The following is a 23,192-nucleotide window of genomic DNA, read 5'->3' as shown; positions in this document are numbered from 1 at the left end:
CGGTTGGGGGCGGAATGACACCCTAAGCGTTCGCGTCTGTGGGCCACAAATATTCGCCGGTCAGCAGGATGTGCGCCCAGCCGAGGGGAGAGATGTGGGCTAGAAGCTCGGGCGGCACATCAAGGCCGTCGTTTCGGCGTTCCGCGACAGCATGTCCAAGATGCACCGTATTCCAGTAGATGATGATCGCCGTGAGCAGGTTCAGCCCGGCGATCCTGTAATGTTGCCCCTCGGTGGTGCGATCACGTATTTCGCCTTGGCGACCGATGCGCAGGGCATTCTTCAGCGCATGGTGAGCCTCACCTTTATTGAGGCCAATCTGGGCGCGCCGTTGCATATCGGTGTCGAGAATCCACTCTATTATGAAGAGAGTGCGCTCGACGCGGCCGACCTCGCGGAGGGCGGCCGCCAGATCGTTCTGCCGGGGATAGGATGCGAGTTTTCGGAGCAACTGGCTCGGTCTGATTTTACCGGAGGCCATCGTGGCCGCACAACGGAAGAGATCCGGCCAGTTTGCAACGATCAGTTCTTCGCGGATTTTGCCGCCGACCAGCTTGCGCAAGTCCTTGGGCGTCGCCGCGGGATTGAACACGTAAAGCCGTTTTGAGGGCAAGTCGCGAATGCGCAGCACGAGCCGATAGCCGAGCATGGCGCTGATCCCGAACAGATGATCGGTAAACCCGGCCGTATCGGCATATTGCTCGCCGACTTGCCGGCCGGCTTCATTCATCAGCAGGCCATCGAGGATGTACGGCGCTTCACTGACGGTTGCGGGAATAGTCTGTGAGGCAAAAGGTGCGAACTGGTCATTGACGTGGGTGTAAGCTTTAAGCCCAGGTTCATTGCCGTATTTGGCATTGATCATGTTCATCGCCTCGCCCTGTCGTGCCGAAGGAAAGAACTGGCCATCGCTCGACGCCGTCGTTCCCATGCCCCAGAACCGGGACATCGGAAGCTTGCCCTGCGCCGCCACGACCATTGCCAGCGCTTGGTCCATGGCCTCGCTTTCGACGTGCCAGCGGGCCAGGCGCGAGAGCTGCCAGTAATCATGCGTATTCGAGGCCTCCGCCATTTTTCGAAGGCCAGGTTCAGCCCTTCGGCAAGCAGAACGTTCAACAGGCCGATCCGGTCGCCGCATGGCGCTCCGGTCCTGAGATGGGCAAAGGCATCGATGAAGCCGACCGCGGCGTCGACTTCCAGCAAGATATCGGTGATGCGCGCGGGCGGCATTCGACGATAGAGATCGAGAACCAGTTCCTCTGCATTTTCGGGAACGTCGGCAGTCAACCGGTCGATCCGCAACGTTCCATCTTCGATGCTGCCATGGGGGATGGTCCCATCGCGAGCCGCACGCGCCAGCCGCTTCAAGCCGTCCGCGAGGCGGGCTTTGCGATCGGCCAGCCAAGCTTGAGGATCGAGCGGAACAGCCAGCTTGGCATTTGCTTGCGCCGATGTCATCGGTACAAGGACCTGCTTCAGATCACCGTAGCGACGAGAATGATCCAGCCATATGTCGCCGGATCGGAAAGCGTCCCGGAGATGAAACAGAACCGCGACCTCCCACAAACGATTATCGCCTTGGTCTTGCGCTCGGAGATGGCGATGCCATTTCGAATTGGGCCGTAGGAAAGAAATACTTGCTGATGATAGCGCATGCGCTTTGCCGATGGCATTTGCGGCTGCGATCAGTGACTCGGCTACCGGTGCAGCCTTCAGCTTCAGGCATCGCAACATCCGCGGCGCATATCGGCGGAAGCGATGATACCCTTGGCCGACGTGAGCCAGCGGCTCGTCCGCCAGTGTGTTTGTGAGCTGCGTCCCTGCCGCGACCAATTGTTCAAGTTGGTGCCATTCGGCTGTTTGGGCGAGGATCGTTTCCAGCGGGATGCTATCGTTGCGGGCTTCGAGCAAAGAGGCTCCCAATGCCGTGAATGCGCGAAGAGTATTAGTGACGGCTTCTTTTGAGCCGGCAATCCGCTCGTCATGCAGCCGTTTCGCTTCGCGCCAGGTTTTCCCTACGATGCGGTCGTGGGTCTCGATTATGGCGTCGGCGATCGCCGCTTCCCATTCCACGGCGCAGACGGCGAGGATCGCCCAACGACGATCAGAGCCGATGTCACGCAGACCATCGGTGAAGTAGCGCTCACCCTGCCGACGCAGACGCGCTATACGGTGCGCAGGAACACCGGCGAGCACTTGTGGATCGATTTCCAGGCCGTGCAGGAAGTCCAGCCGATCGAGCAGTCGGTTTGCAGCCGAGGAATTGCTGCCAACGTCGAACTGGCGAAGCCAGATGAAGCGGCTGACGTTTCCGGCCGACATCTCAGTCAGCAGCCCATCCAATCGCTCGCGCACGTCAGCATCAAGCTTCTCGGCTATCCGGGTCTCGATCTGTCGTTCGGCGGCAACGAGAGCGTCGGCACACAGGCGCTCGATTGTTGACACCGCCGGCAAGATCGTCAGCGTGTTTCTGCATTGCGCGACAAAACGCCGGGCAAGATCCTCGTTCGACCGGGCATCCGCGGCCTGATCGAAAAGCCAGTCTCGCAGATCTCGCGCACCACGGCCCGCGAACGCCTTGTAGCCGTAAATCTTACGCAACGCGTCCATATGCTGCTGGCGGGTCTGACGCCGGGTAGCATAGGTAAGAAGCGCGTCAGCCGGAATGCCGAGCTGAGCTCCGATAAAGGATAGGACTTCATGCGGGATCATCTCGCCCGGCGCGAGCGAGCGGCCTGGATAACGAAGGGCACATAGTTGGAGCGAACCCGAGCCGGTTCTCTGGTCTGCGCCGCTCCCGGATATGCTCAAGATCGTCATCGGCCAATGTGTAATGCCTGAGCAGCGACAGTTCATCGGTTGGCATATCGAAGAGTGCCGAGCGCTGTCGCTCGGTGAGAATATGTCGCCTTGGCATGCCGGAATTGTCCCTATTGAAGTATAGTCTGTTTTGGACAACAATCGCCCCATGCAAATCAAGGCCTTCCGGCACCAAAATCGACGAGGGTTCAATTGGGACAGCGCGCCGCCGTCTACTGCCGCGTTTCGACCGCCGACCAGTCCTGTGAACGGCAGGAACGTGACCTGACGGCTTTTGCCAGCCGCGCCGGCTACGATGTCGTTGGAATTTTCAAGGAGACAGGCCCCGGCGCGAAGCTTGATCGTGCTGAGCGCAAGAAAGTCATGGCTCTAGCCCAAGCCAGGCAGATCGACGCGATCCTGGTGACCGAATTGTCGCGCTGGGGGCGCTCAACGATCGACCTTCTCAACACGCTGCGCGAATTGGAAAGCTGGAAGGTCTCTGTCATTTCCATGAACGGTATGACCTTCGATCTAGCCTCGCCGCATGGTCGAATGCTGGCAACTTTCCTCTCGGGTATCGCCGAATTCGAACGCGACCTCATCAGCGAACGCGTCAAATCCGGTCTCGCCGCCGCAAGAGCGCGGGGAAAGCACCTAGGCCGCCAACTGGGTCAGCGTCCTAAATCAGATCGGCTCGCCCCGAGAGTGTTAGCTCTAATTGCCGAAGGCCGGAGCTACCGCTGGATCGCTCGGGACCTTGGCATTAGCAAGAATACCGTCGCTGACGTTGTGCAGCGATTTCGAGCAATGGAACCGCCGCGGCGTCCCGCGGAATAACCCGAGGATGACCGCTGCCCAGTTTTTTGTTCTCTTCCTAGTGTCGTGACCCACACCATTTATGCGCGCTGTAAATGGGCTATGGCGGCCGCCTTGTAAGATTGTGGAGGTCTTGGAACGAGTTCGGAAGGCTGTTCGTTATCCGGGTTGGTGCTGGGTTGCTGCTGGCAGGTAGACTTTCGACGCGGACTGCTTGTTACCGACCATCACTCCGCCTACGATAAGGTAGGCGATGATGGCGATCGACGCTGCGAAGATTATTCCTACGGCCGTTTTCCCCCTCCCTTGGAAAGCCCTGCCAGTGCATCGTCTCTTCACACCCGAGGCGCCTTGTCGCAAGCATCTGTACCTAAAAGGAACCTTTTGCCTCCACCGGCGTTCGTCCGTGTCGGACATGCCCCGGGCCTTACAATGGAAACCAGCGTCATACTGCTAGCCGAGGATGAGACGCTGTTACTGCTTGACTTCAAACAGGCGCTCATTGAGGCAGGATTCGGTGTTCTCGCTGTTTCGAGTGGCGGGGAGGCAATAGCGCTCCTGAATGCCGAAGGTTCATCCATCCAGGGCCTTATCACTGATATTCAGTTCCGCGAGCCGCCGGATGGTTGGGATGTCGCACGTAACGCCAGGGAGTGCGACTCCGAGATGCCCGTTGTCTACGTCAGTGGAGACAGTGCCCATGATTGGGCATCAAAAGGTGTCCCGAACAGCATCATGATCGAGAAGCCCTTTGCCATGGCACAACTGACGACCGCAATTTCTCAACTCCTTAATGACCGGTTACCCGGAAGCACCGCTTCCTAGAACGGCAGGAGCGCGATCTTGCCTTAGGCCGCCTTCACCATTTCGCGCAGAGCATCTTCACCTCTCACGCCGGTCTGAAAGAGCTCTATGAGAGCTCGTGCAAGTATGTCCGCTTCGTCGCTGTCGCTTGAGATGTGTCTAGTTTCCAATTCTCCATCCAGTATGCGCTGGAGCACATCGAGGTCATCGGGTGAGAGCGGAAGGGAATGGAAGTCTCTGCTGGGGCACATAATGCTACCTCCCTTGGTTGGGCGAAAATAACGCGCTGCGCGACGGCAATCCGGCTTCGTTCTCATGTTGTCTGGCGGGGAATCCACGCCATGTGCTCTACCAGCCCGGCGCGGCGTGCCGCCTTCACGAATGCGCGCCTTGCTTCGTGCGGTTGTCTCCAGCCGTCCAGCGCGTCGCGGCAGACCCGCCAAGCTGCGCGATAGGTGCGCCCTCTCGCTCCTTCGGGCCACTGGTCGCGAAGGCACTCCAGCGCTTCCCAGGAATTGGCGACAACTCGCACCTCGGCGGAGGTCAGCCGCAATCTCACCGGAACGGGAAATCGAATATCGCTCATCGCCGGCTCGGTCCTACGGATCACATTGAGGTGCCGGCTCCGGCGGGCGAAGCGTCGTCAGGCGCACGACTCTGCTAGCGGCGGCGATCGCCTCGGCGTCAGGTGCGAGGAGATTGGCCCGTCGAGCGAAGGCGACAAGCGTTCCGCGAGCGGTCTCGACATCAATCTCGCCCGCAAGTGCTGCTCTGCAGGCATTGAGCGCGATGGCGTGCGTTGGGTCGCGCTTCGATGGCGGCCACTCATTCAGCCAGGCATAGGCCTCTTTCGCACCTTGGATCTCAGCGGGAAATCCGAGACCCACAAGGATTGTGACTGGATGTCGAAAGCAACCGCGTTCCATCGTTTTCCTCCATTCACGTGTCTTCGAAGTTGCACCCTACCGGATCACCAGGAAGAGTTTCGACCCGGCGCGAAACAGATCGAGCGCTATCGTGCCGCTCACATTCTCTAAGGCCGCCGCGAGTTCCGCCACGCTCGCGACAGGCTGATGATTGACGACAACGATCACGTCGCCCGCGCGCAAACCCGATCGGGCCGCTGCGCTTCCGTCTTCAATGTTGGAAACAACCACGTTGCCGGCCGCATCCTGGAACTCAGCGCCCTCGAGGCGGGCGGATGTGGCGCCGGCCTTGGCAATTGACTCGTCCGGCTCGATGCGCATTGTCACCGTCTTGCGAACCCGATCGCGCAGATATTCCATTTCGACCTGAGATCCGACCTGAGCCAGGCCGACCCGATTGCGGAGATCTGCCGCGCCCGTGATTTTGCGATTGTTGACGGCGAGGATGACATCGCCAGCCTGAAGGCCCGCCTGTTCCGCCGGCGAATTCTGCTCGACGCTGCCGACGACGGCGCCGTAACTTTCCTCAATCCTCAGCGCTTCGGCGAGGTCGGGCGTCAGGTCCTGGACGGAGATGCCGATCCGGCCGCGCCGCACTTCGCCATGCTCTATCAGTTGCTCCATCACGGCCGACGCCATCGCGATCGGAACCGCAAAGCCGATGCCGACATTGCCGCCGGTGGGCGCGATGATCGCGGTGTTGACGCCGACCAGCCGGCCATCGGCAGTCACCAGGGCGCCTCCCGAGTTGCCGGGATTGATCGAGGCATCCGTCTGGATGAAGTCCTCATAGCCCTCGACATTGATGCCGCCACGACCAAGGGCGCTGACGATGCCGGAGGTTACCGTCTGTCCAAGCCCGAACGGATTGCCGATCGCGACAACGGAGTCCCCGACACGGAGGGCATCGGAATCGCCAAAGGGCAGCGCCGTCAGCTTGTCCGCGGCGATCTTCAGCAACGCTATATCGGTTGCCTTGTCGCTGCCCACCAGCTCGGCTGTGAAGCGGCGGCGGTCCTTCAGGGTGACCGCGATTTCGCCGGCGTCCGCGACCACGTGATGATTGGTGAGAATATAGCCTTTGTCGGCGTCAACAATGACGCCGGAACCGGCGCTCAGGCGCTGCTGCGGCTGCTCAGGCAGGTTGAAATAGCGACGGAAAAAGGGATCGTTGTAGAGAGGATTGCTTTCGGCCGGAGCACGCGACCTCACTGCAATGTTGACAACCGCCGGCGTGAGCTCCTCCAGGACATCAGCAAGCAATCGCTGAGTGCTCGCCGAAAAGGCGGACTGCGGCTGCGCCGCCGGTAGCGGCGCAGGAACCAGGATGAGGACGAGTGCGGCGAATACGCCAGCCAAATTCGACGAACGCGTGGTCATTTCTGGCCCCGAATACTTAAGATCCTCCTTCGGTGCGGGCAGGCCCTCCGATCCAGCCTCATCCAAGCCGCGATCTTCGCGGCTTGTAACCTGCACCAGCTCCGGACATCCAAACGTCGCACCCATCCCGGCGCAACGCATGCTTGGTTCATTGGATCCATCGTCCGCGCCCCGTCGGGGCGGACTTGTCGCTTCAGTCAGAAGTCCATGCCTCCTCCCGGCATCGGCGGGAGCGGTACATCCTTCTTCGGCTTCTCGGCGACCATTGCCTCGGTGGTAATCAGCAGGCCGGCGATCGAGGCAGCGTCCTGCAGCGCGGTGCGAACGACCTTGACCGGGTCAATCACGCCCTGATCGTAAAGGTCACCCAATTCGTTGGTCTGGGCGTTCCAGCCATAGCCAAATTCGGTCTTCTCGCGCAGCTTGCCGACGATGATCGAGCCTTCGGCACCCGCATTCTCGGCTATCTGGCGAACCGGCGCTTCGATGGCACGGCGGACGATCTCGATGCCGTGTCTCTGGTCGGGATTCTCGGTCTCAACGCTATCCAGTGCCTTGACGGCTCGCAGCAAGGCGACGCCACCGCCGGGCAGCACGCCCTCCTCGACGGCCGCCCGTGTGGCGTGCATCGCATCGTCGACGCGGTCCTTGCGTTCCTTCACCTCGACCTCGGTCGAGCCGCCGACGCGGATCACCGCAACGCCGCCGGCGAGCTTGGCCAGCCGCTCCTGCAGCTTCTCGCGATCATAGTCGGAGGTCGTTTCCTCGATCTGCGCCTTGATCTGGGCGACGCGGCCCTGAATCTCGCTCTTCGAGCCTGCGCCGTCGACGATCGTCGTGTTTTCCTTCTCGACGACGACCTTCTTCGCACGGCCAAGCATCTCGAGGGTGACGTTCTCAAGTTTGATGCCGAGATCCTCGGAGATTGCCGTTCCGCCGGTCAGGATGGCGATGTCTTCGAGCATGGCCTTGCGGCGATCGCCGAAGCCCGGCGCCTTGACAGCGGCGATCTTCAGGCCGCCGCGCAGCTTGTTGACGACGAGGGTCGCCAGCGCCTCGCCCTCAACGTCTTCGGCGATGATCAGCAACGGCTTGCTGGATTGAACGACCGCCTCGAGCACCGGAAGCAGCGCCTGCAGGTTCGAGAGCTTCTTCTCGTGGATCAGGATGTATGGTTCCTCGAGCTCGACGCGCATCTTGTCCGGATTGGTGATGAAATACGGCGAGAGATAACCGCGGTCGAACTGCATGCCTTCAACGACCTCGAGCTCCGTTACGGCGGTCTTGGCTTCCTCGACGGTAATCACCCCTTCATTGCCGACCTTTTCCATCGCCTCTGCAAGGAAACGGCCAATCTCCGCGTCGCCGTTGGCCGAGATCGTACCGACCTGGGCGATCTCGTCGTTCCTGGTCACTTTACGGGCGTTCCCGCGCAGTTCCTCGACCACGGCTTCGACTGCCTTGTCGATGCCACGCTTGAGGTCCATCGGGTTCATGCCGGAGGTGACGGCTTTCGCTCCCTCTTTGACGATCGCCTGGGCAAGAACCGTTGCCGTGGTGGTACCGTCGCCGGCGATGTCACTGGTTTTCGACGCCACTTCGCGCACCATCTGGGCGCCCATGTTCTCGAACTTGTCCTCGAGCTCAATCTCCTTGGCGACGGTTACACCGTCCTTGGTGATGCGGGGCGCGCCGTACGACTTGTCGATAACGACGTTGCGTCCCTTGGGGCCCAACGTGACCTTGACGGCATTGGCGAGAATGTCGACGCCACGCAGCATCTTCTCGCGGGCTTCGGTGTGGAATCTCACTTCCTTGGCAGCCATTTTTCTACTCCTTCAATCGATCCGGTTCGCTCAGGCGACCTTCTTCGCCGAGGCTTCGCTCTCGATCACGCCCATGACGTCGGATTCCTTCATGATCAGGAGGTCCTCACCATTGAGCTTGATCTCTGTGCCGGACCATTTGCCGAACAGGATGCGGTCGCCCACTTTGACGTCGAGTTCGACCAGCTTGCCGCTGTCGTCGCGTGCGCCCGGACCAACGGCGATGACCTCACCTTCCTGCGGCTTTTCCTTTGCCGTGTCTGGGATGATGATGCCGCCGGCCGTCTTTTCCTCGGCTTCAATGCGGCGGACCAGGATTCGGTCGTGCAATGGACGGAACGCCATGTCGTTCTCCTCATGGACTAACAGGGTTTTAGAGGTTCCTCCGCGCCGCATCTTAAAGAATTCGACGCGGGACGTGCGATCCTTTCGGCATCGCGCGCCAATCGATCTGGTTTCTGATTTTTCGAGTTTCAAGAGGGGACGAAAATTTTTTAGCACTCGCATCTAGAGAGTGCTAATGCCGTAAATTCATAGGATATTTTACGCCGACCCGGGCCCGCCAGGCTTGGCACCCCTCTTGACGCAAGACAATGGCATTCCCAACTTATTATTGTCGATGCCCAAATGGGGTCGGCACGGTCAGGGAGCGCCGAGCTTCTTGGCGTTCCCTCGTATCTATGTTGCTCTACGGAGGATGTAGCTATGAGAACAAACCTCGACTTTACCCCCTTCTACAGGTCAAGCATCGGCTTCGACCGCATGTTCGACCTGCTCGAAAACGCCAGCCTCAACGCTGACAACTGGCCGCCTTACAACATCGTCAAACTTGGCGAAGACGCGTACCGCATCGTTATCGCGGTGGCAGGTTTTGCCGAGCACGAACTGACGATCACCCACGAGGCGAACATGCTTGTGGTCAACGGCGCGAAGTCGGAGGATGAGGAGGTACAGTATCTGCACCAGGGCCTCGCTGTGAGGCCGTTTGCGCGCAGATTTGAACTCGCCGATCATGTCATCGTCGAGGGCGCCAAGCTCGAAAACGGGCTACTTGTCATCAAACTCAAGAAGGAAGTCCCTGAGGAGATGAAGCCGCGTCGGATCGCCATCCAGGCCGAGCCGACGAAGCCCGCTTCGAAGCAGATCGAAGGCGACAAGGCAGCCTAATGTGACGCGCACTGCTCGATCCTCGGTTGTTGCCGAACAGCCGAGGAAGCAGTTGACAAAAAGGAGAAAAAGAAACCGAAGAAAGGATGAAGCTATGAGTGTACGTGATCTGATCCCTTGGAGCCGTGGCAGCAGCCAGGTTCCGAGCGTGTATCGCGGTGATGACATGGATCCATTCCTGTCGCTGCACCGCAATGTCAACCGTCTGTTCGACGAAGTCTTCCGCGGTTTCGGCTCGCCATCGTTGTTCGGTGATACGCCCTTCAATGGCGCGTGGCCGCACGTGGAGATCGAGGAGAATGACAACGAGATCCGCATCACAGCGGAGGTTCCGGGCATCGATCCAGACGCCGTCGAGGTGCTGCTGGAAGACGGTGTGCTGACGCTTCGCGGCGAAAACAAAAGGGAGACCGAGGACAAGGATCGCCGCTTCAGCGAGCGCTACTACGGGCGCTTCGAACGGCGGCTGGCTCTTGGTCGTCAGGTCGATGAGAATAACGTTGCCGCAACGTTCAAGAACGGCCTGCTCACAGTGACGCTGCCGAAGACCGAAAAGGCGCGAGCCAACGTCAAGCGGATCACCATCGACAGCACCAAATAATACCGCTCGCCGCAAGCCAGCCGGGTGCGGACGCGCCCGGCTGGTAGAGCGGTACGAACCAAGTCTCGACGCTGAGCGGAAGTTCCCGGAGCAGGTCGGCAACCGGCCCCGGCGATTGGCATGCGTAAAGCCAGCCGAAGGCGAACTCTGGCGGGACCCAAATGCCCACACATGGCGCCTGGCCGCCCTAACGGAACCTGTTAAGCGCGACGACGAATTGCTCGGGCACGTCGCGGGGCGAATGCTCGAAAGGCTGGGGCACTAAGAGTGCCCCAGCCTTTCCTTTCTAGGCAAGCGAGCGTGGACCGCCAGCGCTGCTCTTCGTCCCGAGCGGTCCATCCGCAGCCGTCGACATGCCCGCATCGTGACAGGCGTCAATGAACGCGTCACGCGCGATGGCGACTGGCGTCATTCGGTTCAGAGCACGGCGGCACGTTTGAACCGCCCGATTGTATTTTCTGCCTCGATAGATATTCCAATCCCCTTCGAGGAAATCGAGCGCGTCGTTGACAGATGCGAAGACCTGGGGCACCCCGTCCTTCATGCGGACGGTGACAGGCGTCATCCAAACCAATTCCGGGTTGAGCATGATGTCCTCCTTTCGCATTCACACCGGATGAAAAAGAAGTGAAGAAAATATCGGTGCCGAAATCGCGAATTTCAAGACGTCCGAAAGGCCGCGCTGCGGGGGAGATCAACGATCTCTGCAACGAAGAACCGTGTCGGGGCGAACGGGCGAACCACCCTTATGCCCGTGAACGCGAGTCAATTTCGATCACTAAGGATGTTGGCCGCGCTCCCGCGCCGCCCTTATTCGCGGTTTACCACATTCTTGGCTGAAGCCGTTCCTGCTTTCCCTTAGGGTGTCATTTCGCCCCCTCCCGGAGCCGACCCCTTTTCGGGCGTCGCCTCGTCGGCGACCCAGACATGGATGCCGAGGAGACGAGCACGCCACCGAACACCGGCTCCAGCGACGGCACCCAGAGATAACGGCGGTCGTGCCTATCCGGCACGTCGACGATCTCGATGCTGTTGCCTTCGAAATCGAGCGTGTTGGCGTCCGTGGGAATGACGACACCGGCAAGCGTCTGCGGGCCGTTGTCCTTCAACTGCGGACCCCAGACCGCGAGCTTGCCTTCAACATTGCCTCCGATCGCATCGACGGTCGCCGGCTTGGCGATGACCTTTGCATTGGGGAAAGCCTCGACGACCGGACGAAGGCCGAAGTAATAGTCCGGGTCGTTGCAACTCACATAAATAGTCGTCAGCACCTTGCCCGTCCGACGGATGGGAGTCGGCCAAGGCGCGGCCCATCCGAGAGCGTGAAGCCGCCGTCGATGAGGATTTCCGCCTTGTCGCCGGTCAGCAGCACCGGCGTGCGGCGGAAGCCGGCCTCATGCGCTTGGAAATAGGTCCATTCGAGCGTCCCGGCCCGCGGCATGGGCGAACGGGACGGAGGCAAGCGCACCTTCAGCTTTGAATTTCTTCGTCGAAATAGAATTGCTCGGCTCGGTGCTTGAGAATGCGCATTTTATATTTAAATAATAATGATGTTGAATCAGTCACTTGACATTGCCATATGTCCGAAACATGCATATTGATTCGGACAAGAGAACAATCATGGAAGAAGTGAAAAGCGTCATCAGCCAACGGCTTCGCCGGGCACCTGCAGGCCAGATCGTGACCCCGAAGGAATTCCTTTCCCTCGGGTCTCGGACTGCTGTCGACAAAACCTTTAGTCGGCTTGCGGCAGCAGGGAAGGTTATCCGCGTGACGCGAGGAATGTATGTAGCCACCCAGGAAAGCGAGTTCGGCACTTACCCACCGTCTGCGGAAAAAGTCGTCAGCTCGTACGGAAAGATCACTGGCGAGCGGATTGTTCCCAGCGGCGCGAGGGCGGCCAATAACCTAGGTCTGACGACACAAGTGCCTGTGGGAGAGCTTTTCCTAACAACCGGAAAGGCAAGGACTCTGATGCTCGGACGGCGAAAGGTCTTTCTGAAGCATGCCCCTTCCTGGCAGACGGCAATGCCGAACTCCAGGGCAGGTGAAGCGATCAGGGCGATTGCACATTTGGGTCCGCAGCACGCAGCGTCCTTCGCAAAGGCAGTACGCAGCAAGCTGACCGCCGGGGAGTGGAAGCAGGTTTCCAAGATGAAGCCGAGCGTTCCTGCGTGGATGGTTAAGGCAATCAACGAGGCGGAACTTGCCAACTAATTTTCTTGAACTCGACTGGGATGCCCAGGAGCGGGCGCTTAGTTTCGCCTCGAATCGAGAATGCCGCACTGCGCCATCCGCTCCGATGGATGTTTTCGCGCCCAGGTCATGAAACCGAGATCATCGAGGCGCTGTCCGCGATCCGGACCGACAAAACCCTGACGGCCCGCTGCCAGCATCGTGGCAGCTGTTCGCAATCCCCAAAAGGCAGCCGACCTGGCTGCCAAGGGAGTTCAGATCCGTGAGGCTGATTTCGACCGGCCGGACACCCTGGCGCCTGCGTTCGCCGGCGCCGACAAGCTCCTACTTATTCCCTCGACCGTGGTCGGCGAGCGTTTCCCCCACATGGAACGCGCGGTCAACGCGGCCGTCGAGGCAAAGGTGGGGCGCATTGCCTATGCCGGCTTTATCAATGGCGACACCAGCACTCTGCGGTTGGGCGAGGAACACAAACAGACCGAGGCGGTTATCATGGCATCCGGTTTGCCTTACGTCTTCCTGCGTAACGGTGCCTATATCGAGGTCTATGCCGGTGATCTCGGCAACATTGGTCATGCGCTCTCCACGGGGCTGCTGACAGGGGCGGCAGGCGACGGTGGTCTTGTCTCCGGCGCGAGCCGCGACGACCTCGCGGAAGCGGCTGCAGTGGTACTCACCAGCGATGTTCCCGGCAACGCCGTCTATGAACTCGGTGGCACGCCCTTCACCATGGGGGACATCGCGCAAACGATCTCGGACCTCACAGGCAAGCCGCTCGTCTATCATGACATGCCAGTCGACGCATACGGTCAGGCGCTTGCAGGCGCGGGCTTGCCAGCCTTCCTCGCAGATATCGTCGCCGATACCAGCTTCGCCACCCAGCGCGGCGATTGGTATTCGGAAAGCATTGATCTGTCTCGCCTCTTGGGGCGTCCGAGTACCCCGCTCGCCGATGTCGTCGAAGCGACGCTGAAGAGGAACGGACTGCTGTGAAACGGATTCAGTATCATCAATACGGCGGTCCGGAGCTTATGAAGCTTGAGGATTTCCAGCTACGAACTCCCGGCAAGGGTGAGGTTGCGGTGAAAGTCAGTTTTGCCGCCATCAATCCGATCGACTGGAAGGTTCGCAACGGCTACCTGAAAATGGTCACGGGCAAGACCTTTCCCCGGGCCATGGGCAGCGATTTCTCAGGCACTGTGATTTCGGTCGGACCCGGCGTAACCCGCTTCAAGCCGGGGGAGGCCGTCTTCGGCATGGCACAGATCAAGGACGGCGGAGCACTTGGCGAGGCAGTGATCGCGCCAGAAACCTTCCTCGCGAAAAGGCCGGATTCGGTTTCTCTTGAGGACGCGGCCTGTCTCGCCACACCGGGCGTTACGGCATGGAACGGCTTGTTCGACAAGGCAGGCCTGAAGGGTGGGAAGTCAGTGTTCATCAACGGCTGCACGTGTGCCGTGGGTGAAGCGGCGGTCCAGCTCGCGCGACGGCTCGGTGCGACGGTATCGGGAAGCTGCAGCGCGCAGGCTATGGAAAGGGCGCGCACGATCGGGGTGCAAAAAGCGTTCGACTATCGCACCACCGATCTGGCGACGATCAGTGACCGTTTCGATGTGGTCTATGACACGGCTGGCACAATGAAAGTGGCCACAGGTCTCCAGCTGTTGCGCAAGGGCGGCGTCTTTTTGGACATCGACCCAACGCCGGGCAAGTTCATTCGCGCCATCGTCAATCGCAGGTTCAAGCCGATCATCTGCACCGCTCGGGCTGACATTCTCGGCGGTCTCGCGAGCGCGGCGGCCGAAGGGAAGCTACGATTGCCGATCGCCGAGATCATTCCGCTGACCGACGCAATCACCATGCTCACCAAGCTGGAGAGAGGTCATAAACTCGGCGGAAAGGTTCTGGTCCGAATGGATTAGGCACGAGATGCCGCAACAGGGTTGCTGCCTTGTTCCGGCTTTGCCTGTGCTAGGATATTGTTCATGTCCCAGAGCCAACGTCTGTTCGACCTCTTGCAGATCCTGCGCCGGCACCGGCAACCGGTCTCGGGTAGCTACCTCGCGGAGGAAACTGGCGTATCGCTGCGGACGATCTACCGGGACATCGCGCTCCTCCAGTCGATGGGCGCGGAAATAGAGGGTGAACCAGGTTTCGGCTACGTGCTGAGACCGGGTTTCATGCTGCCGCCGTTGATGTTTTCGGAAGCAGAACTGAAGGCGATTACACTCGGAATTCAGTGGGTCAGCCGGCAAACTGACGACGAGCTCTCACTGGCGGCACATGACGCGCTCTCGAAAATCGACGCGGTGCTGCCGTCAGAGCTACGCCACAAGCTGAACGACAATGATTTCCATGTCGGTCGTGGTGCACTTCCAACACCTGCCATCGATCTTAAGGTGCTTCGTCAGGCTATGCAGCAGCAAATGAAGCTTCGGATCATTTATCGGGATGCCAGGGAGGCTGATAGCGACCGTGTGATCTGGCCGATCGCCGTTGCCTTCTTTGACTCGCGCCGCATTATCGCTGGTTGGTGCGAGTTGAGGCAGGATTTTCGGATGTTCCGCGCCGATCGGATTCAGCATGCGACGCTCCTGGCGGAGCGCTATCCAGGAAAGCGGCGCGATCTCGTCAGACAATGGCGGCTGCTTGTCGCCGAAGAAGCGCAGGAACATTCTCAGACCAATGGTTAGCGCAAATCAGGTGGCGATCGCGAACTCTTCCGTTTGATAGAATTGCTCGTTTGTAACCGACGATAGTCGAGTGTTAGACCCGACGGCCGTCGCACCGGCATCAGTCGGCACGTGCAAAGAGCTGGCGGTCGCGAGCGCGCACGGGATCGGTCCAGTCGCGTTCGAACCAGGCGGCTTCGCCCGTGTGCGGTGGCAATTGCAGCTCGAGCGGATGCCCCGTTTCTTCCCCATCTTCGGATGCGACGCGGAATCGGTAGTGGTCGTACATCCTGAGTGCTTCGATCATGTAGCTGGTCGCCACCGTGCGATCGCGGACGAGCACCAGATTTTCGCCGTTCTCGAGGTCGGCTGGCTCCGAGAAATTATAGGAGCCGAGGTAGACCCGGGCGGTCGGCTTGTCGAAGTCGAGAACGACGAATTTGTGGTGCATCCTCGTTCCGCGCTGATTTCCATGGACGCCGGCAAGTCCGGATGGTTCCGTCAGGAACGGCGGCGGAACGTTGCCCGTCAGTGCTGCCGCGCGCACGACACGGCGGCGATTGTCGGGACTGAACACGGTCAGTCCCAGGTTATCGGCGGCAACCCGTCCGTCTGCGATGCCCATGACATGCACATCCGGCTTTCGCAACGCCCGCCCCAAGGCCGGGCCAATCGGCCCCCTGGTGGTCTGTCCGAGGAAGGCGAGCGAGAAGAACACGCTCGACCCCGCGGCGTCGATATCGGCGCCGATCTCATTTAGCAGGCCGTTGGCTTCGCTGTGCGGAGAAAAGGCGACCTTCGCGTCGATGCCGTCCAGCCCCAGGTCATGCCAGCCGCGGGAGCTGGCCGAGGCGATGAAATCCGCCGCACCGTCCGCCGTGAAGTAATTCTCGAAGGCGGCAAAATAGTCGTCGACCGCGCTTGCACTTTGAACAACGAGGCTATTGTTCGACTGAACATAAAAGCCCCGCCAACTGTGGTTCGTCGAACCGTAGACGACGGTATCGACACCGCCTCCGCGGACAGCGATCGACTTGTGATGCTGCAGGTTTGCCATGTTCTGGCGCTTCACGTTTTCCGCGCCGGCCGAGGCGATCAGCCGTTCGGCCGCATGGGTCTCGGGGGAGTCTGGTCGTCCGTGTCCCCTGGTTCGGGCGCTGTCATCGATAATGACCTTGAGATTTGGCCCAAGCGCTTCCAGCCGTTCGACCACTTCCGGCAGATTGAGGTCATAAGCAATGACGCGGACCTGCGCGCCTGCATCGCGTGCGCGTTCGAGTAGCGAAAGCGTTTCGCCGCGCGCTTCGAACCCCATCCAGGCGAGTGCGCGGTCGGCATCGGCATGAGTAGGCACGAAGTCCAATCCCTCATCCCCATCAGGCGGCACTAGCGTGATCAAGGGTCCGCCGGCTGAAAAGTTGCGTACGAATGCCTGCGATGAGACAAAACCCCGGGTGAAGGCGACGTTGAGCTTGCCGGGAATGGTTTCGCGCATCAGCGCGAGTTCCGCTTCCTGCGCCTCGCCAGACGTGAGCGCACCGTCGGCACCCATGAACATCGGCATCACTCGATAGACGAAGGCGCCTGGCAGATCTGCGTTGAAGGGAAAATGCACCCAGCGGAATTTTTGGATCGGCGCGTCAGTGGTGCGAATACCGTCACCGGGAACGTCCTGGCCAGGGAAGCCGATGCGATTGCGCACGTTCTTGAAGAAATCGGTTCCAGGCTCTCGATACTGGATCGCAAAACCAACGAAGTTGGTCGGGGGGCGGCCATCCTTCCAGTCCATTCCCAGAAGCAGCATGCCGTCGCCGCGATGGATGGTGAGAGAAAATGGTGCCGCCGCGTTCTTGCCAGTGACCCGATAGTTCGTATCCATCCGCGCCTCCCCAGTTGACCGGCGGAAATCTATCACGGTTGTGCGACAGTATGGAGATGCCCGATAAAGTTTAAGTCCAAAAATAGCTGCCCGCGAGATGCTCCAACTTAGACGGCAGGGGGTGGGAGAAATCGGAATGGCAGTCGGCTACAGTACACCGTGGCAACTCAGTCGCGAATTCCGCCGGGTTCTTGTTCCGTCTTTTTTCCCCGCTTTGCCGCACGATCGCATCCTGGTTGTTCACGACGTTCGACGGACAACGACGGAGCTACCTCCGTCACTCATTAGTTGAAGCTAAATTCGGGCTCTCTGACCGCTTATTGGCGTACGCTGGTGAGCCTTACCGATCCCGGCAGCAACGGCTTGTGAATCCGCTGGCCAAACTCTCGCCTGACCCCCAGAGCCTTCTCGACCAAGATTTTCGTGAAGATGCCCGCACCGCTGGAGTATATCCGCCATCCTCCGTCAACTTGTATCCGACCGGACCGCAATCCCTCCCAGTCGGAAGTAGCTTGGTAGCGGTCGCTGAAACCGGGATCACTGCTGCTGAAGTAGGTGTTTCGCTGGCGCAGCGAGGCCTGCGCCAGCCGGTCGGCAAGCGATATAGGATTGGCGAGTGCAAGCCCATTCCACAGGCCCTCGGCGTCGCCATGCAACGCCAGCGCTTCGCAATAACGAAGATGCGAGTGCATATACATCAGGCCGATCTCGCGGCCGAAGAATGCAGATGATTCAGCGCGGCGAAATAGCCGTTCGGTGCCCCCCGAATAGAGCACGGGCTTTTCCATAAGACGCACGCCATCCGGAAACAGGAGGTTCTCCTCAATGATTGCGAAATGCTGTTCGCTCTGCTCGGGCGTAAATAACCCACCGAGGATCGATTGCGTCATTGCAATTAACGAGTACTTGAGACCGGTACGCCGATCATCTGGATGGAGCAGCAGCTCGACGTCTCGGCCAGGGTCGAATATGCCGTAGCCAGCGACGACGTCATCACGGATCAGCAAAGCATTGAAATCCCGGCGCGTGGCAGCGATTGTTATACGAAGTTCAGCCGATTCCGCTGTGCGTCCGGCGCGGTCAAGAATGACGGCATATCGGGTCATTTGTTCGTACAACAGTGCGACGGTCCAACTGCTCACCATCCAGTCTCGGAGATGCGGATCGGCGGGCTGAAGGGAATCGTTCCAGTCCCCGTCGCCGTAGCGGATCAAACTTGTGCCGGGGATGAAACGTTCTTGAACCGTTTGGAGCAGCTTTTGGACATGACCGGAGATTGTCGCCGTTTCCTGCGTTTGCTCCAAGGTGTCGTCGATCCGCCATGGGACATCAATGTCAAGGACCGCAATGTCGCCCGTTGCCTCGACGTAGTCGCAAAGTGCCTTCAAGGGCCAGATGACGATGTCGCCGTGACTTTCCCCGGCGCGAATGTTCGAATAGGGTTCGAGCATGAACCACTGTGGCCAGTCGCCTCGGTCCCGAAACTGCTCGCCAAATAGAATCCTCAGAATCTCTCGAACCTCGTTGTCATGTTCGAAGGAGAGCAGAAGCTCCACCGGGCCTTGGCAGACGTCGCGCGTTCCCCAAGCGGCACCGGTAAATTGCTCAAGCCCATGTGGAACGCTCAAATGGATGATTGCGTCATGGGCGAGCCAGGGAAGGAATGTTGCGTGTGCGACAAGGTCGGGGCCCTCTCCCTGAATCGAAAGATCGCGCGTCACATGATCCCAGAATTGCGTGGCGGGAACAAGCATATCCACGAGGTCGATACCGGCTTCGTAGCGCTCCGCGAGCTCTTCGCCTTGGCCCGCGTCAACCATCGAGCCGGTGACGGCGAAGCGGAATCTGTGTGTCTCACCGACCTTGAGGACCACGAACGGCCCGCCACGCGCGACGCGATCGGTATACAGGAGTTCGTCCCCTCCGATAGCTTCGACGACGTCAGGCATTGACGTGACCAGATGATAGGCAGCGTCCGGATATTTCTGTCCCCAGAGGCCAGTGGCGTCCGGGCGGAAGGTTACGCGCCTGCGTGCGACGTTGACATCGATGCGTGCGCCGCTTTCATATTCCCGTTCGCCTAACGTGAGGTGTCCGACGATGAGGAAACGGCAGGGGGCACCGTCACTCGTCATTTCCCACTGCATCGCCGGTTCTATGCCGGAGGCGGCTGCAGTGATGGTGACGGTGCGCCCTGAAAGTTTGTAGAGCCACCGGCAGTCACTAAGTCCCATTTGGAAAACCGAAGGAACACCAAGAAGCTGCCAGCCGTGGCCTTGGTCGACGAGGATCCGCAAGCCACTCGCGACTGACAAATTATAGGGGTCGCGCGATACCGAGAAGAGTTTGTGGAACGACGTGTTCCCGATCGTCAGTTGCGCGGCAAAGATACCTTGCATCCAGCAGGTTGCGGCAAGAGTATTATCATCCAGCAGCATGTTTTGGCCGCTCCGCACGATCGCGCCGTGGCGCCTAACGGACACGTGCTCCTTGTCCCGTAGGACGATATGGCGGTTGCGCAATCCGTCCGGCACGAAAAAGGAAAGAAGCTTTCCATCTTTGCGCTCCTCCAAGTGCCGCACAGGGTAGAGCGCGGCCACGGCCTCATCGTCGAGCGCTAGAGGCGTCGCTTCGCTTGCGTCCTGAAGCAGACTGCGCGAGATACCCGCTGCCGACCTGTCCCTTCGCACGGGAACGGCCATCATATGCTCCATTCTGTCGAGCCTTGAGAGATCTCCTTCGCTCGAAGGCTCGGGGTGATCGGGTACGAACAGACCGAAAAATGTCGATGTTGAGATTGCGCCCGGTGAAATGGAAAACGGTGTGGATTGGATACTCGGGCATGCCAGTTCATGCTGTCGACGGAAACTGGGGAGATTGTCTCCGAAATCGGGAACTATCGCGCTGTGGCAATCACGCCTCGGAAACGCCAACTGCACCGCGTCTGTCGCGTAGGCGGCAGCTCCCGTGACACAACCATGGGCGAGCCATGGATTGCGATCGCCGGGTTGTTTAAGGTTCTGGCGGTTCATCACCACCGGCCCAAACGTAGGGTGATTGGCAATCGTGTGGTCGATGTATTGGGAGGCATAGGCTTCGCTTCCCATCAGGAAACCGAAATCTCCGATGCCGACATCCTGCATGAGGATGAGGTCCGCCTCCAGAGGATCACGCGAGAGGTTTTCCAACGTCACCCGCCAGAACCACGTCGTCTCGGTCGGGTGCAACTCAAGTTGAACTGAATGTCGAATATCCCCCGATTCCCCTTCCCAGAAGAAGTCAGTCGCACCTTGGCTGAATGTAACCCTAGCTCGCGGTCCGACCATTTCAAAGACACCGGCTCGCGAACCACCGATCCTGAGATAAAGCCTCCCAATGCCGCCATAGACCGGAGATCCCAAGACCTGATTGATCATGATTGCGCCCATCGCATCGCTGTATTCGATCGCAAACAACGTCCCGTTCGGCAGGAGCGAGATGGAGAGGCCAGTTCCATTGGATAGGCTCGCAAGACAAAGTCCATCACGACGTGGGATCTGGAAGCTACGGTGCGTTTCAGAAGGCATGAATAGCAACCTCCTATTTTTGTTCGTCTTGGAAACGAGCACGCCCATGCCGATCATCAAACGCTCCTGAAGCGTTGTTCATCGTTATTGAAGCCGAATGCTCCGTTTGTGCGTGATGATGAGAGCATCATAATCGCATGCTCATCAATCTCCGGCAAGGAGCACGAGGACGAAGCTGGTGCCCGATCAAGACCGGAAAGTTCACGAGGGTAATCCGCGACACTAGTTGCTTGCACTCTCCACCGTCCGGAATGGCTGTCGCCATTATAGGGACCGACTGGTCTGCCAAGCACGAAAGAGCCAAGGAGCCCTTGCCAATTTTCAAAGCGTGCCGGAGGTTCCGCGGGTGCCCTGCTGTCGTGACGCAATACCGGGGAGGGGCTCAGGTGCGCCGTGAGCCATCGCAAGCAGCTTGCGCAGCCCGTTTATGCAGCAGCATCGGCGGCACGTTGCTGGAACTTGGAAGTTCCGACATCTCACCCGGAGGTTATCGGCAAATCATGGGTGACGGCTTCTATCTTCGCGTTCGGGCGTTCTCAATGACGCGCGTGCCTTAGATCGACATCAGGGGAAACCCATCTACTGCAGGCGTCCTTCAATGTTGTTTCGCCTCTTCGAGCGCGGCGTCGCCATACAGGGCCACGAAGCTCTGTTCATAGTATCCATTCGCCGCCAATTTCTGATGGATTTCCCTCGGCAGGGCATGAGGCGATAGTGGGCCTTTCGGTTTGAGATTTGGAATGCAATCGTCAAATGGGACGATGCTTAGCGTGCGAATATACCGTCGAAATCACGGAAACCTTTGACTTCGATCGGATTGCCGCTGGGGTCGAAGAAGAACATGGTGCGCTGCTCGCCTGGCTCGCCGGCAAAGCGAACGACTGGCGGGATATCAAAATTGATCTGAGCGGCCTGAAGGCGGTCCGCCAGTGCAAACCAGTCATCGAGCGGCAGCACGACGCCGAGATGTGGCATCATCACCATGTGGTCGCCGACCTTGCCGGTCCGGGTGACGGCGAACGGTGTGCCGAGATGCAAGGAAATCTGATGCCCGAAAAAATCGAAATCCACCCAAGTCTCCGTGCTGCGGCCTTCCCGGCAGCCAAGGACATCACCATAGAAGCGCCTCGACGCGTCCAGATCGGTCACGTGATAGGCAAGATGAAAGGCAGAACGCATAGGGATTCTCCTTGTTGAGGAATGCGACGAACTCATTGCGGTTGGGCATGTCCGGAGCGATGGTTCAGGGTGCCGGACAGGACCTCGATGCAATGCAGAAGCTTTACATCGGAAAATGCTGAACCGATGACCTGGAGACCTATCGGCAACTCCCCGTCGTTGCGCATGAGCGGAATACTGGCTTGGGGAAGGCCAAATGCCGTCCAAAGCCTTATGAAGTCCGACGTTCCGGTAGCAGCCAGTCCGACCGGTGCCACGTGGGCGCAGCCCGGTGCGATCACGGCATCATAGGGCTCGATGGTGGCATTCATAACAGAAACGAACAACGCCAGCCGGCTCCGCGTTGCGACTTCATCTTGCCAGGAAATCGCCGAGGCGCGCGCAAACATTTCGGCGAGCTCCGGACTCATCAATTCGATGGAGGTCCTTTGTTCCTTGTGGAGCGCCCTGGCACCTTCGCAATCGTTTATGATCTGGTGATCACGAGCAACTGTTTCGAAAGCCGGTGGCAGAACAATCTCGTCGACGCCATGGCCCCGCTCGGCAAACGCGGTTGCGGCTGCCGTGACAGCTTGGTGGACATCCGGATCGGCCATGCCCCAATACGGCGTTCTACAAAAGCCGATCTTCAACCGCCCATTGGCCGCAGCGTATTTTGGCAAACCAGGAATCAAGACCCGAGCAATCAGGCTCAGATCTCGTGCGGATGCAGCATACCAGCCCGCCGTGTCAAAGCTGGGTGCAAGCGGCTTGACGCCTTCGAGTGAAACCAGGTTGTGCGAGGGTTTGTAAGCGTAGAGCCCGCAATAGGATGCCGGCTTGATCAGGGAACCCGCGGTCTGCGTGCCGAGCGCAGCGGCAAAAAGGCCCGCCGCGAGCCCCGCCGCCGATCCCGCACTCGAACTGCCTGGTGTTCGTGACAGATCATGGGGATTGCGGGTAGGGCCGGTATGCATGAACGCGAATTCGGCCGTCGCTGTCTTGCCCATAACGACCCCTCCTGCCTGCCGGAGAAGGGCGACGGCATGGGCATCTCGAGAGGGTCGATTGTTGCGATAGATCGGCGAATTGAACTCAGTCGCCCAGTCAACCGTATCGAAGATATCCTTGACGCCGATTGGGACGCCCGCAAGCAGTCCCTTTGCGGGACTTCTGTCTATACGATCGGCTTGTTCGAGCACCAGCGCGTGATTGAATGCAGCGAACGCCTGGATGTCACGCTCTTTCATCAAAGTCCGGGCGATGAAGCTTTCGGCGACCGACCTCGCTGTCAGGCGTCCTGCAGCCACTTCGACAGCAATACCGGTTGCATCCTGATCGAACTTATGAACGAAACCGGTCACTATCGCACCCTGGATTGAAAAAGCTTCTGGGGAAT

The 23,192-nt window shown here is 59.4% G+C and carries 20 protein-coding genes and 1 pseudogene; 8 read left to right on the top strand and 13 right to left on the bottom strand.

Annotation, left to right across the window (positions count from 1 at the left end):
• Positions 1–22: 22 nt before the first annotated feature.
• Positions 23–2,917, bottom strand: a pseudogene (locus tag FHT71_RS09820) (Tn3 family transposase).
• Positions 2,918–3,012: 95 nt separating this feature from the next.
• Here FHT71_RS09820 and FHT71_RS09815 point away from each other — a divergent pair.
• Both FHT71_RS09815 and FHT71_RS09810 read left to right on the top strand, forming a co-directional pair.
• Entirely contained in the window at positions 3,013–3,639 is a 627-nt protein-coding gene (locus FHT71_RS09815) for a recombinase family protein (protein ID WP_183719587.1), read from the top strand.
• A gap of 411 nt (positions 3,640–4,050) precedes the next feature.
• A complete protein-coding gene (locus FHT71_RS09810) occupies positions 4,051–4,443 on the top strand; it encodes a response regulator (RefSeq protein WP_132594577.1) in 393 nt (130 codons plus the stop codon).
• Positions 4,444–4,735: 292 nt separating this feature from the next.
• Here FHT71_RS09810 and FHT71_RS09805 read toward each other — a convergent pair whose 3' ends face one another.
• The 5 genes from FHT71_RS09805 to groES all read right to left on the bottom strand — a co-directional run bounded on the left by FHT71_RS09805 (position 4,736) and on the right by groES (position 8,899).
• The gene (locus FHT71_RS09805) at positions 4,736–5,008 is read right to left on the bottom strand and encodes a DUF982 domain-containing protein (RefSeq protein WP_132594581.1); all 273 of its coding nucleotides are present in this window, start codon (positions 5,006–5,008) and stop codon (positions 4,736–4,738) included.
• 13 nt (positions 5,009–5,021) lie between these two features.
• Positions 5,022–5,348: a DUF982 domain-containing protein gene (locus FHT71_RS09800; protein WP_132594583.1), complete on the bottom strand. Its 327-nt coding sequence runs from the start codon at positions 5,346–5,348 to the stop codon at positions 5,022–5,024.
• Between the two features lie 36 nt (positions 5,349–5,384).
• Positions 5,385–6,728 carry a DegQ family serine endoprotease gene (locus tag FHT71_RS09795; RefSeq protein ID WP_165933203.1) on the bottom strand — a complete coding sequence of 448 codons (1,344 nt, stop codon included), beginning with the start codon at positions 6,726–6,728 and terminating at the stop codon, positions 5,385–5,387.
• 197 nt (positions 6,729–6,925) lie between these two features.
• Entirely contained in the window at positions 6,926–8,554 is a 1,629-nt protein-coding gene (groL, locus tag FHT71_RS09790; protein WP_132594585.1) for a chaperonin GroEL, read from the bottom strand.
• Positions 8,555–8,584: 30 nt separating this feature from the next.
• The gene (gene groES, locus FHT71_RS09785; RefSeq protein WP_132594587.1) at positions 8,585–8,899 is read right to left on the bottom strand and encodes a co-chaperone GroES; all 315 of its coding nucleotides are present in this window, start codon (positions 8,897–8,899) and stop codon (positions 8,585–8,587) included.
• A gap of 360 nt (positions 8,900–9,259) precedes the next feature.
• Between groES and FHT71_RS09780 the strand changes: the two genes are divergently transcribed.
• Positions 9,260–9,721: an Hsp20 family protein gene (locus FHT71_RS09780; RefSeq protein WP_132594589.1), complete on the top strand. Its 462-nt coding sequence runs from the start codon at positions 9,260–9,262 to the stop codon at positions 9,719–9,721.
• A gap of 94 nt (positions 9,722–9,815) precedes the next feature.
• Complete coding sequence (locus tag FHT71_RS09775) at positions 9,816–10,322, top strand: Hsp20/alpha crystallin family protein (protein WP_132594591.1); 507 nt, start codon at positions 9,816–9,818, stop codon at positions 10,320–10,322.
• Positions 10,323–10,608: 286 nt separating this feature from the next.
• Here the strand turns inward: FHT71_RS09775 and FHT71_RS09770 are convergent, their stop codons facing one another.
• From FHT71_RS09770 to FHT71_RS31540, 3 genes are all read right to left on the bottom strand, one after another.
• Positions 10,609–10,911: a DUF982 domain-containing protein gene (locus tag FHT71_RS09770; RefSeq protein WP_165933204.1), complete on the bottom strand. Its 303-nt coding sequence runs from the start codon at positions 10,909–10,911 to the stop codon at positions 10,609–10,611.
• A gap of 277 nt (positions 10,912–11,188) precedes the next feature.
• Positions 11,189–11,593 (bottom strand): hypothetical protein, encoded by a 405-nt coding sequence (locus FHT71_RS09765; protein ID WP_245505574.1) that lies wholly within the window; start codon positions 11,591–11,593, stop codon positions 11,189–11,191.
• Entirely contained in the window at positions 11,587–11,784 is a 198-nt protein-coding gene (locus tag FHT71_RS31540) for a hypothetical protein (RefSeq protein WP_245505575.1), read from the bottom strand. The genes FHT71_RS09765 and FHT71_RS31540 overlap by 7 nt, the downstream gene beginning before the upstream one ends.
• A gap of 158 nt (positions 11,785–11,942) precedes the next feature.
• On the opposite strand from FHT71_RS31540, the gene FHT71_RS09760 reads away from it, so the two are divergent.
• The 4 genes from FHT71_RS09760 to FHT71_RS09745 all read left to right on the top strand — a co-directional run bounded on the left by FHT71_RS09760 (position 11,943) and on the right by FHT71_RS09745 (position 15,211).
• Complete coding sequence (locus FHT71_RS09760; protein ID WP_132594595.1) at positions 11,943–12,539, top strand: DUF6088 family protein; 597 nt, start codon at positions 11,943–11,945, stop codon at positions 12,537–12,539.
• Between the two features lie 180 nt (positions 12,540–12,719).
• Complete coding sequence (locus FHT71_RS09755; protein WP_245505576.1) at positions 12,720–13,511, top strand: NAD(P)H-binding protein; 792 nt, start codon at positions 12,720–12,722, stop codon at positions 13,509–13,511.
• A complete protein-coding gene (locus tag FHT71_RS09750) occupies positions 13,508–14,440 on the top strand; it encodes an NAD(P)-dependent alcohol dehydrogenase (RefSeq protein ID WP_132594597.1) in 933 nt (310 codons plus the stop codon). The genes FHT71_RS09755 and FHT71_RS09750 overlap by 4 nt, the downstream gene beginning before the upstream one ends.
• A gap of 63 nt (positions 14,441–14,503) precedes the next feature.
• A complete protein-coding gene (locus tag FHT71_RS09745) occupies positions 14,504–15,211 on the top strand; it encodes a YafY family protein (RefSeq protein ID WP_132594599.1) in 708 nt (235 codons plus the stop codon).
• Positions 15,212–15,311: 100 nt separating this feature from the next.
• Here FHT71_RS09745 and FHT71_RS09740 read toward each other — a convergent pair whose 3' ends face one another.
• The 4 genes from FHT71_RS09740 to FHT71_RS09725 form a co-directional block, all read right to left on the bottom strand.
• A complete protein-coding gene (locus tag FHT71_RS09740) occupies positions 15,312–17,069 on the bottom strand; it encodes a phospholipase D-like domain-containing protein (protein ID WP_132594601.1) in 1,758 nt (585 codons plus the stop codon).
• Between the two features lie 317 nt (positions 17,070–17,386).
• Entirely contained in the window at positions 17,387–20,635 is a 3,249-nt protein-coding gene (locus tag FHT71_RS09735) for a cellobiose phosphorylase (RefSeq protein WP_132594603.1), read from the bottom strand.
• A 765-nt stretch (positions 20,636–21,400) separates the two neighbouring features.
• Positions 21,401–21,814 carry a VOC family protein gene (locus tag FHT71_RS09730; protein ID WP_007788045.1) on the bottom strand — a complete coding sequence of 138 codons (414 nt, stop codon included), beginning with the start codon at positions 21,812–21,814 and terminating at the stop codon, positions 21,401–21,403.
• A gap of 32 nt (positions 21,815–21,846) precedes the next feature.
• The gene (locus FHT71_RS09725; RefSeq protein WP_245505577.1) at positions 21,847–23,157 is read right to left on the bottom strand and encodes an amidase; all 1,311 of its coding nucleotides are present in this window, start codon (positions 23,155–23,157) and stop codon (positions 21,847–21,849) included.
• Positions 23,158–23,192: the final 35 nt, after the last annotated feature.

The sequence above is a fragment of the Rhizobium sp. BK060 genome (assembly GCF_014193145.1).
Taxonomy (GTDB): Bacteria; Pseudomonadota; Alphaproteobacteria; order Rhizobiales; family Rhizobiaceae; genus Rhizobium.
This window is presented reverse-complemented; position numbering and strand designations above follow the sequence as displayed.

Coding starts and splice junctions, on each gene's coding strand:
- FHT71_RS09780 (WP_132594589.1), top strand. CDS start 9,260: ATGAGAACAAACCTCGACTTTACCCCCTTCTACAGGTCAAGCATCGGC.
- groES (WP_132594587.1), bottom strand. CDS start 8,899: ATGGCGTTCCGTCCATTGCACGACCGAATCCTGGTCCGCCGCATTGAA.
- FHT71_RS09795 (WP_165933203.1), bottom strand. CDS start 6,728: ATGACCACGCGTTCGTCGAATTTGGCTGGCGTATTCGCCGCACTCGTC.
- FHT71_RS09735 (WP_132594603.1), bottom strand. CDS start 20,635: ATGCCTTCTGAAACGCACCGTAGCTTCCAGATCCCACGTCGTGATGGA.
- FHT71_RS09745 (WP_132594599.1), top strand. CDS start 14,504: ATGTCCCAGAGCCAACGTCTGTTCGACCTCTTGCAGATCCTGCGCCGG.
- FHT71_RS09810 (WP_132594577.1), top strand. CDS start 4,051: ATGGAAACCAGCGTCATACTGCTAGCCGAGGATGAGACGCTGTTACTG.
- FHT71_RS09760 (WP_132594595.1), top strand. CDS start 11,943: ATGGAAGAAGTGAAAAGCGTCATCAGCCAACGGCTTCGCCGGGCACCT.
- FHT71_RS09800 (WP_132594583.1), bottom strand. CDS start 5,348: ATGGAACGCGGTTGCTTTCGACATCCAGTCACAATCCTTGTGGGTCTC.
- FHT71_RS09740 (WP_132594601.1), bottom strand. CDS start 17,069: ATGGATACGAACTATCGGGTCACTGGCAAGAACGCGGCGGCACCATTT.
- FHT71_RS09730 (WP_007788045.1), bottom strand. CDS start 21,814: ATGCGTTCTGCCTTTCATCTTGCCTATCACGTGACCGATCTGGACGCG.
- FHT71_RS09775 (WP_132594591.1), top strand. CDS start 9,816: ATGAGTGTACGTGATCTGATCCCTTGGAGCCGTGGCAGCAGCCAGGTT.
- FHT71_RS09805 (WP_132594581.1), bottom strand. CDS start 5,008: ATGAGCGATATTCGATTTCCCGTTCCGGTGAGATTGCGGCTGACCTCC.
- FHT71_RS09770 (WP_165933204.1), bottom strand. CDS start 10,911: ATGCTCAACCCGGAATTGGTTTGGATGACGCCTGTCACCGTCCGCATG.
- groL (WP_132594585.1), bottom strand. CDS start 8,554: ATGGCTGCCAAGGAAGTGAGATTCCACACCGAAGCCCGCGAGAAGATG.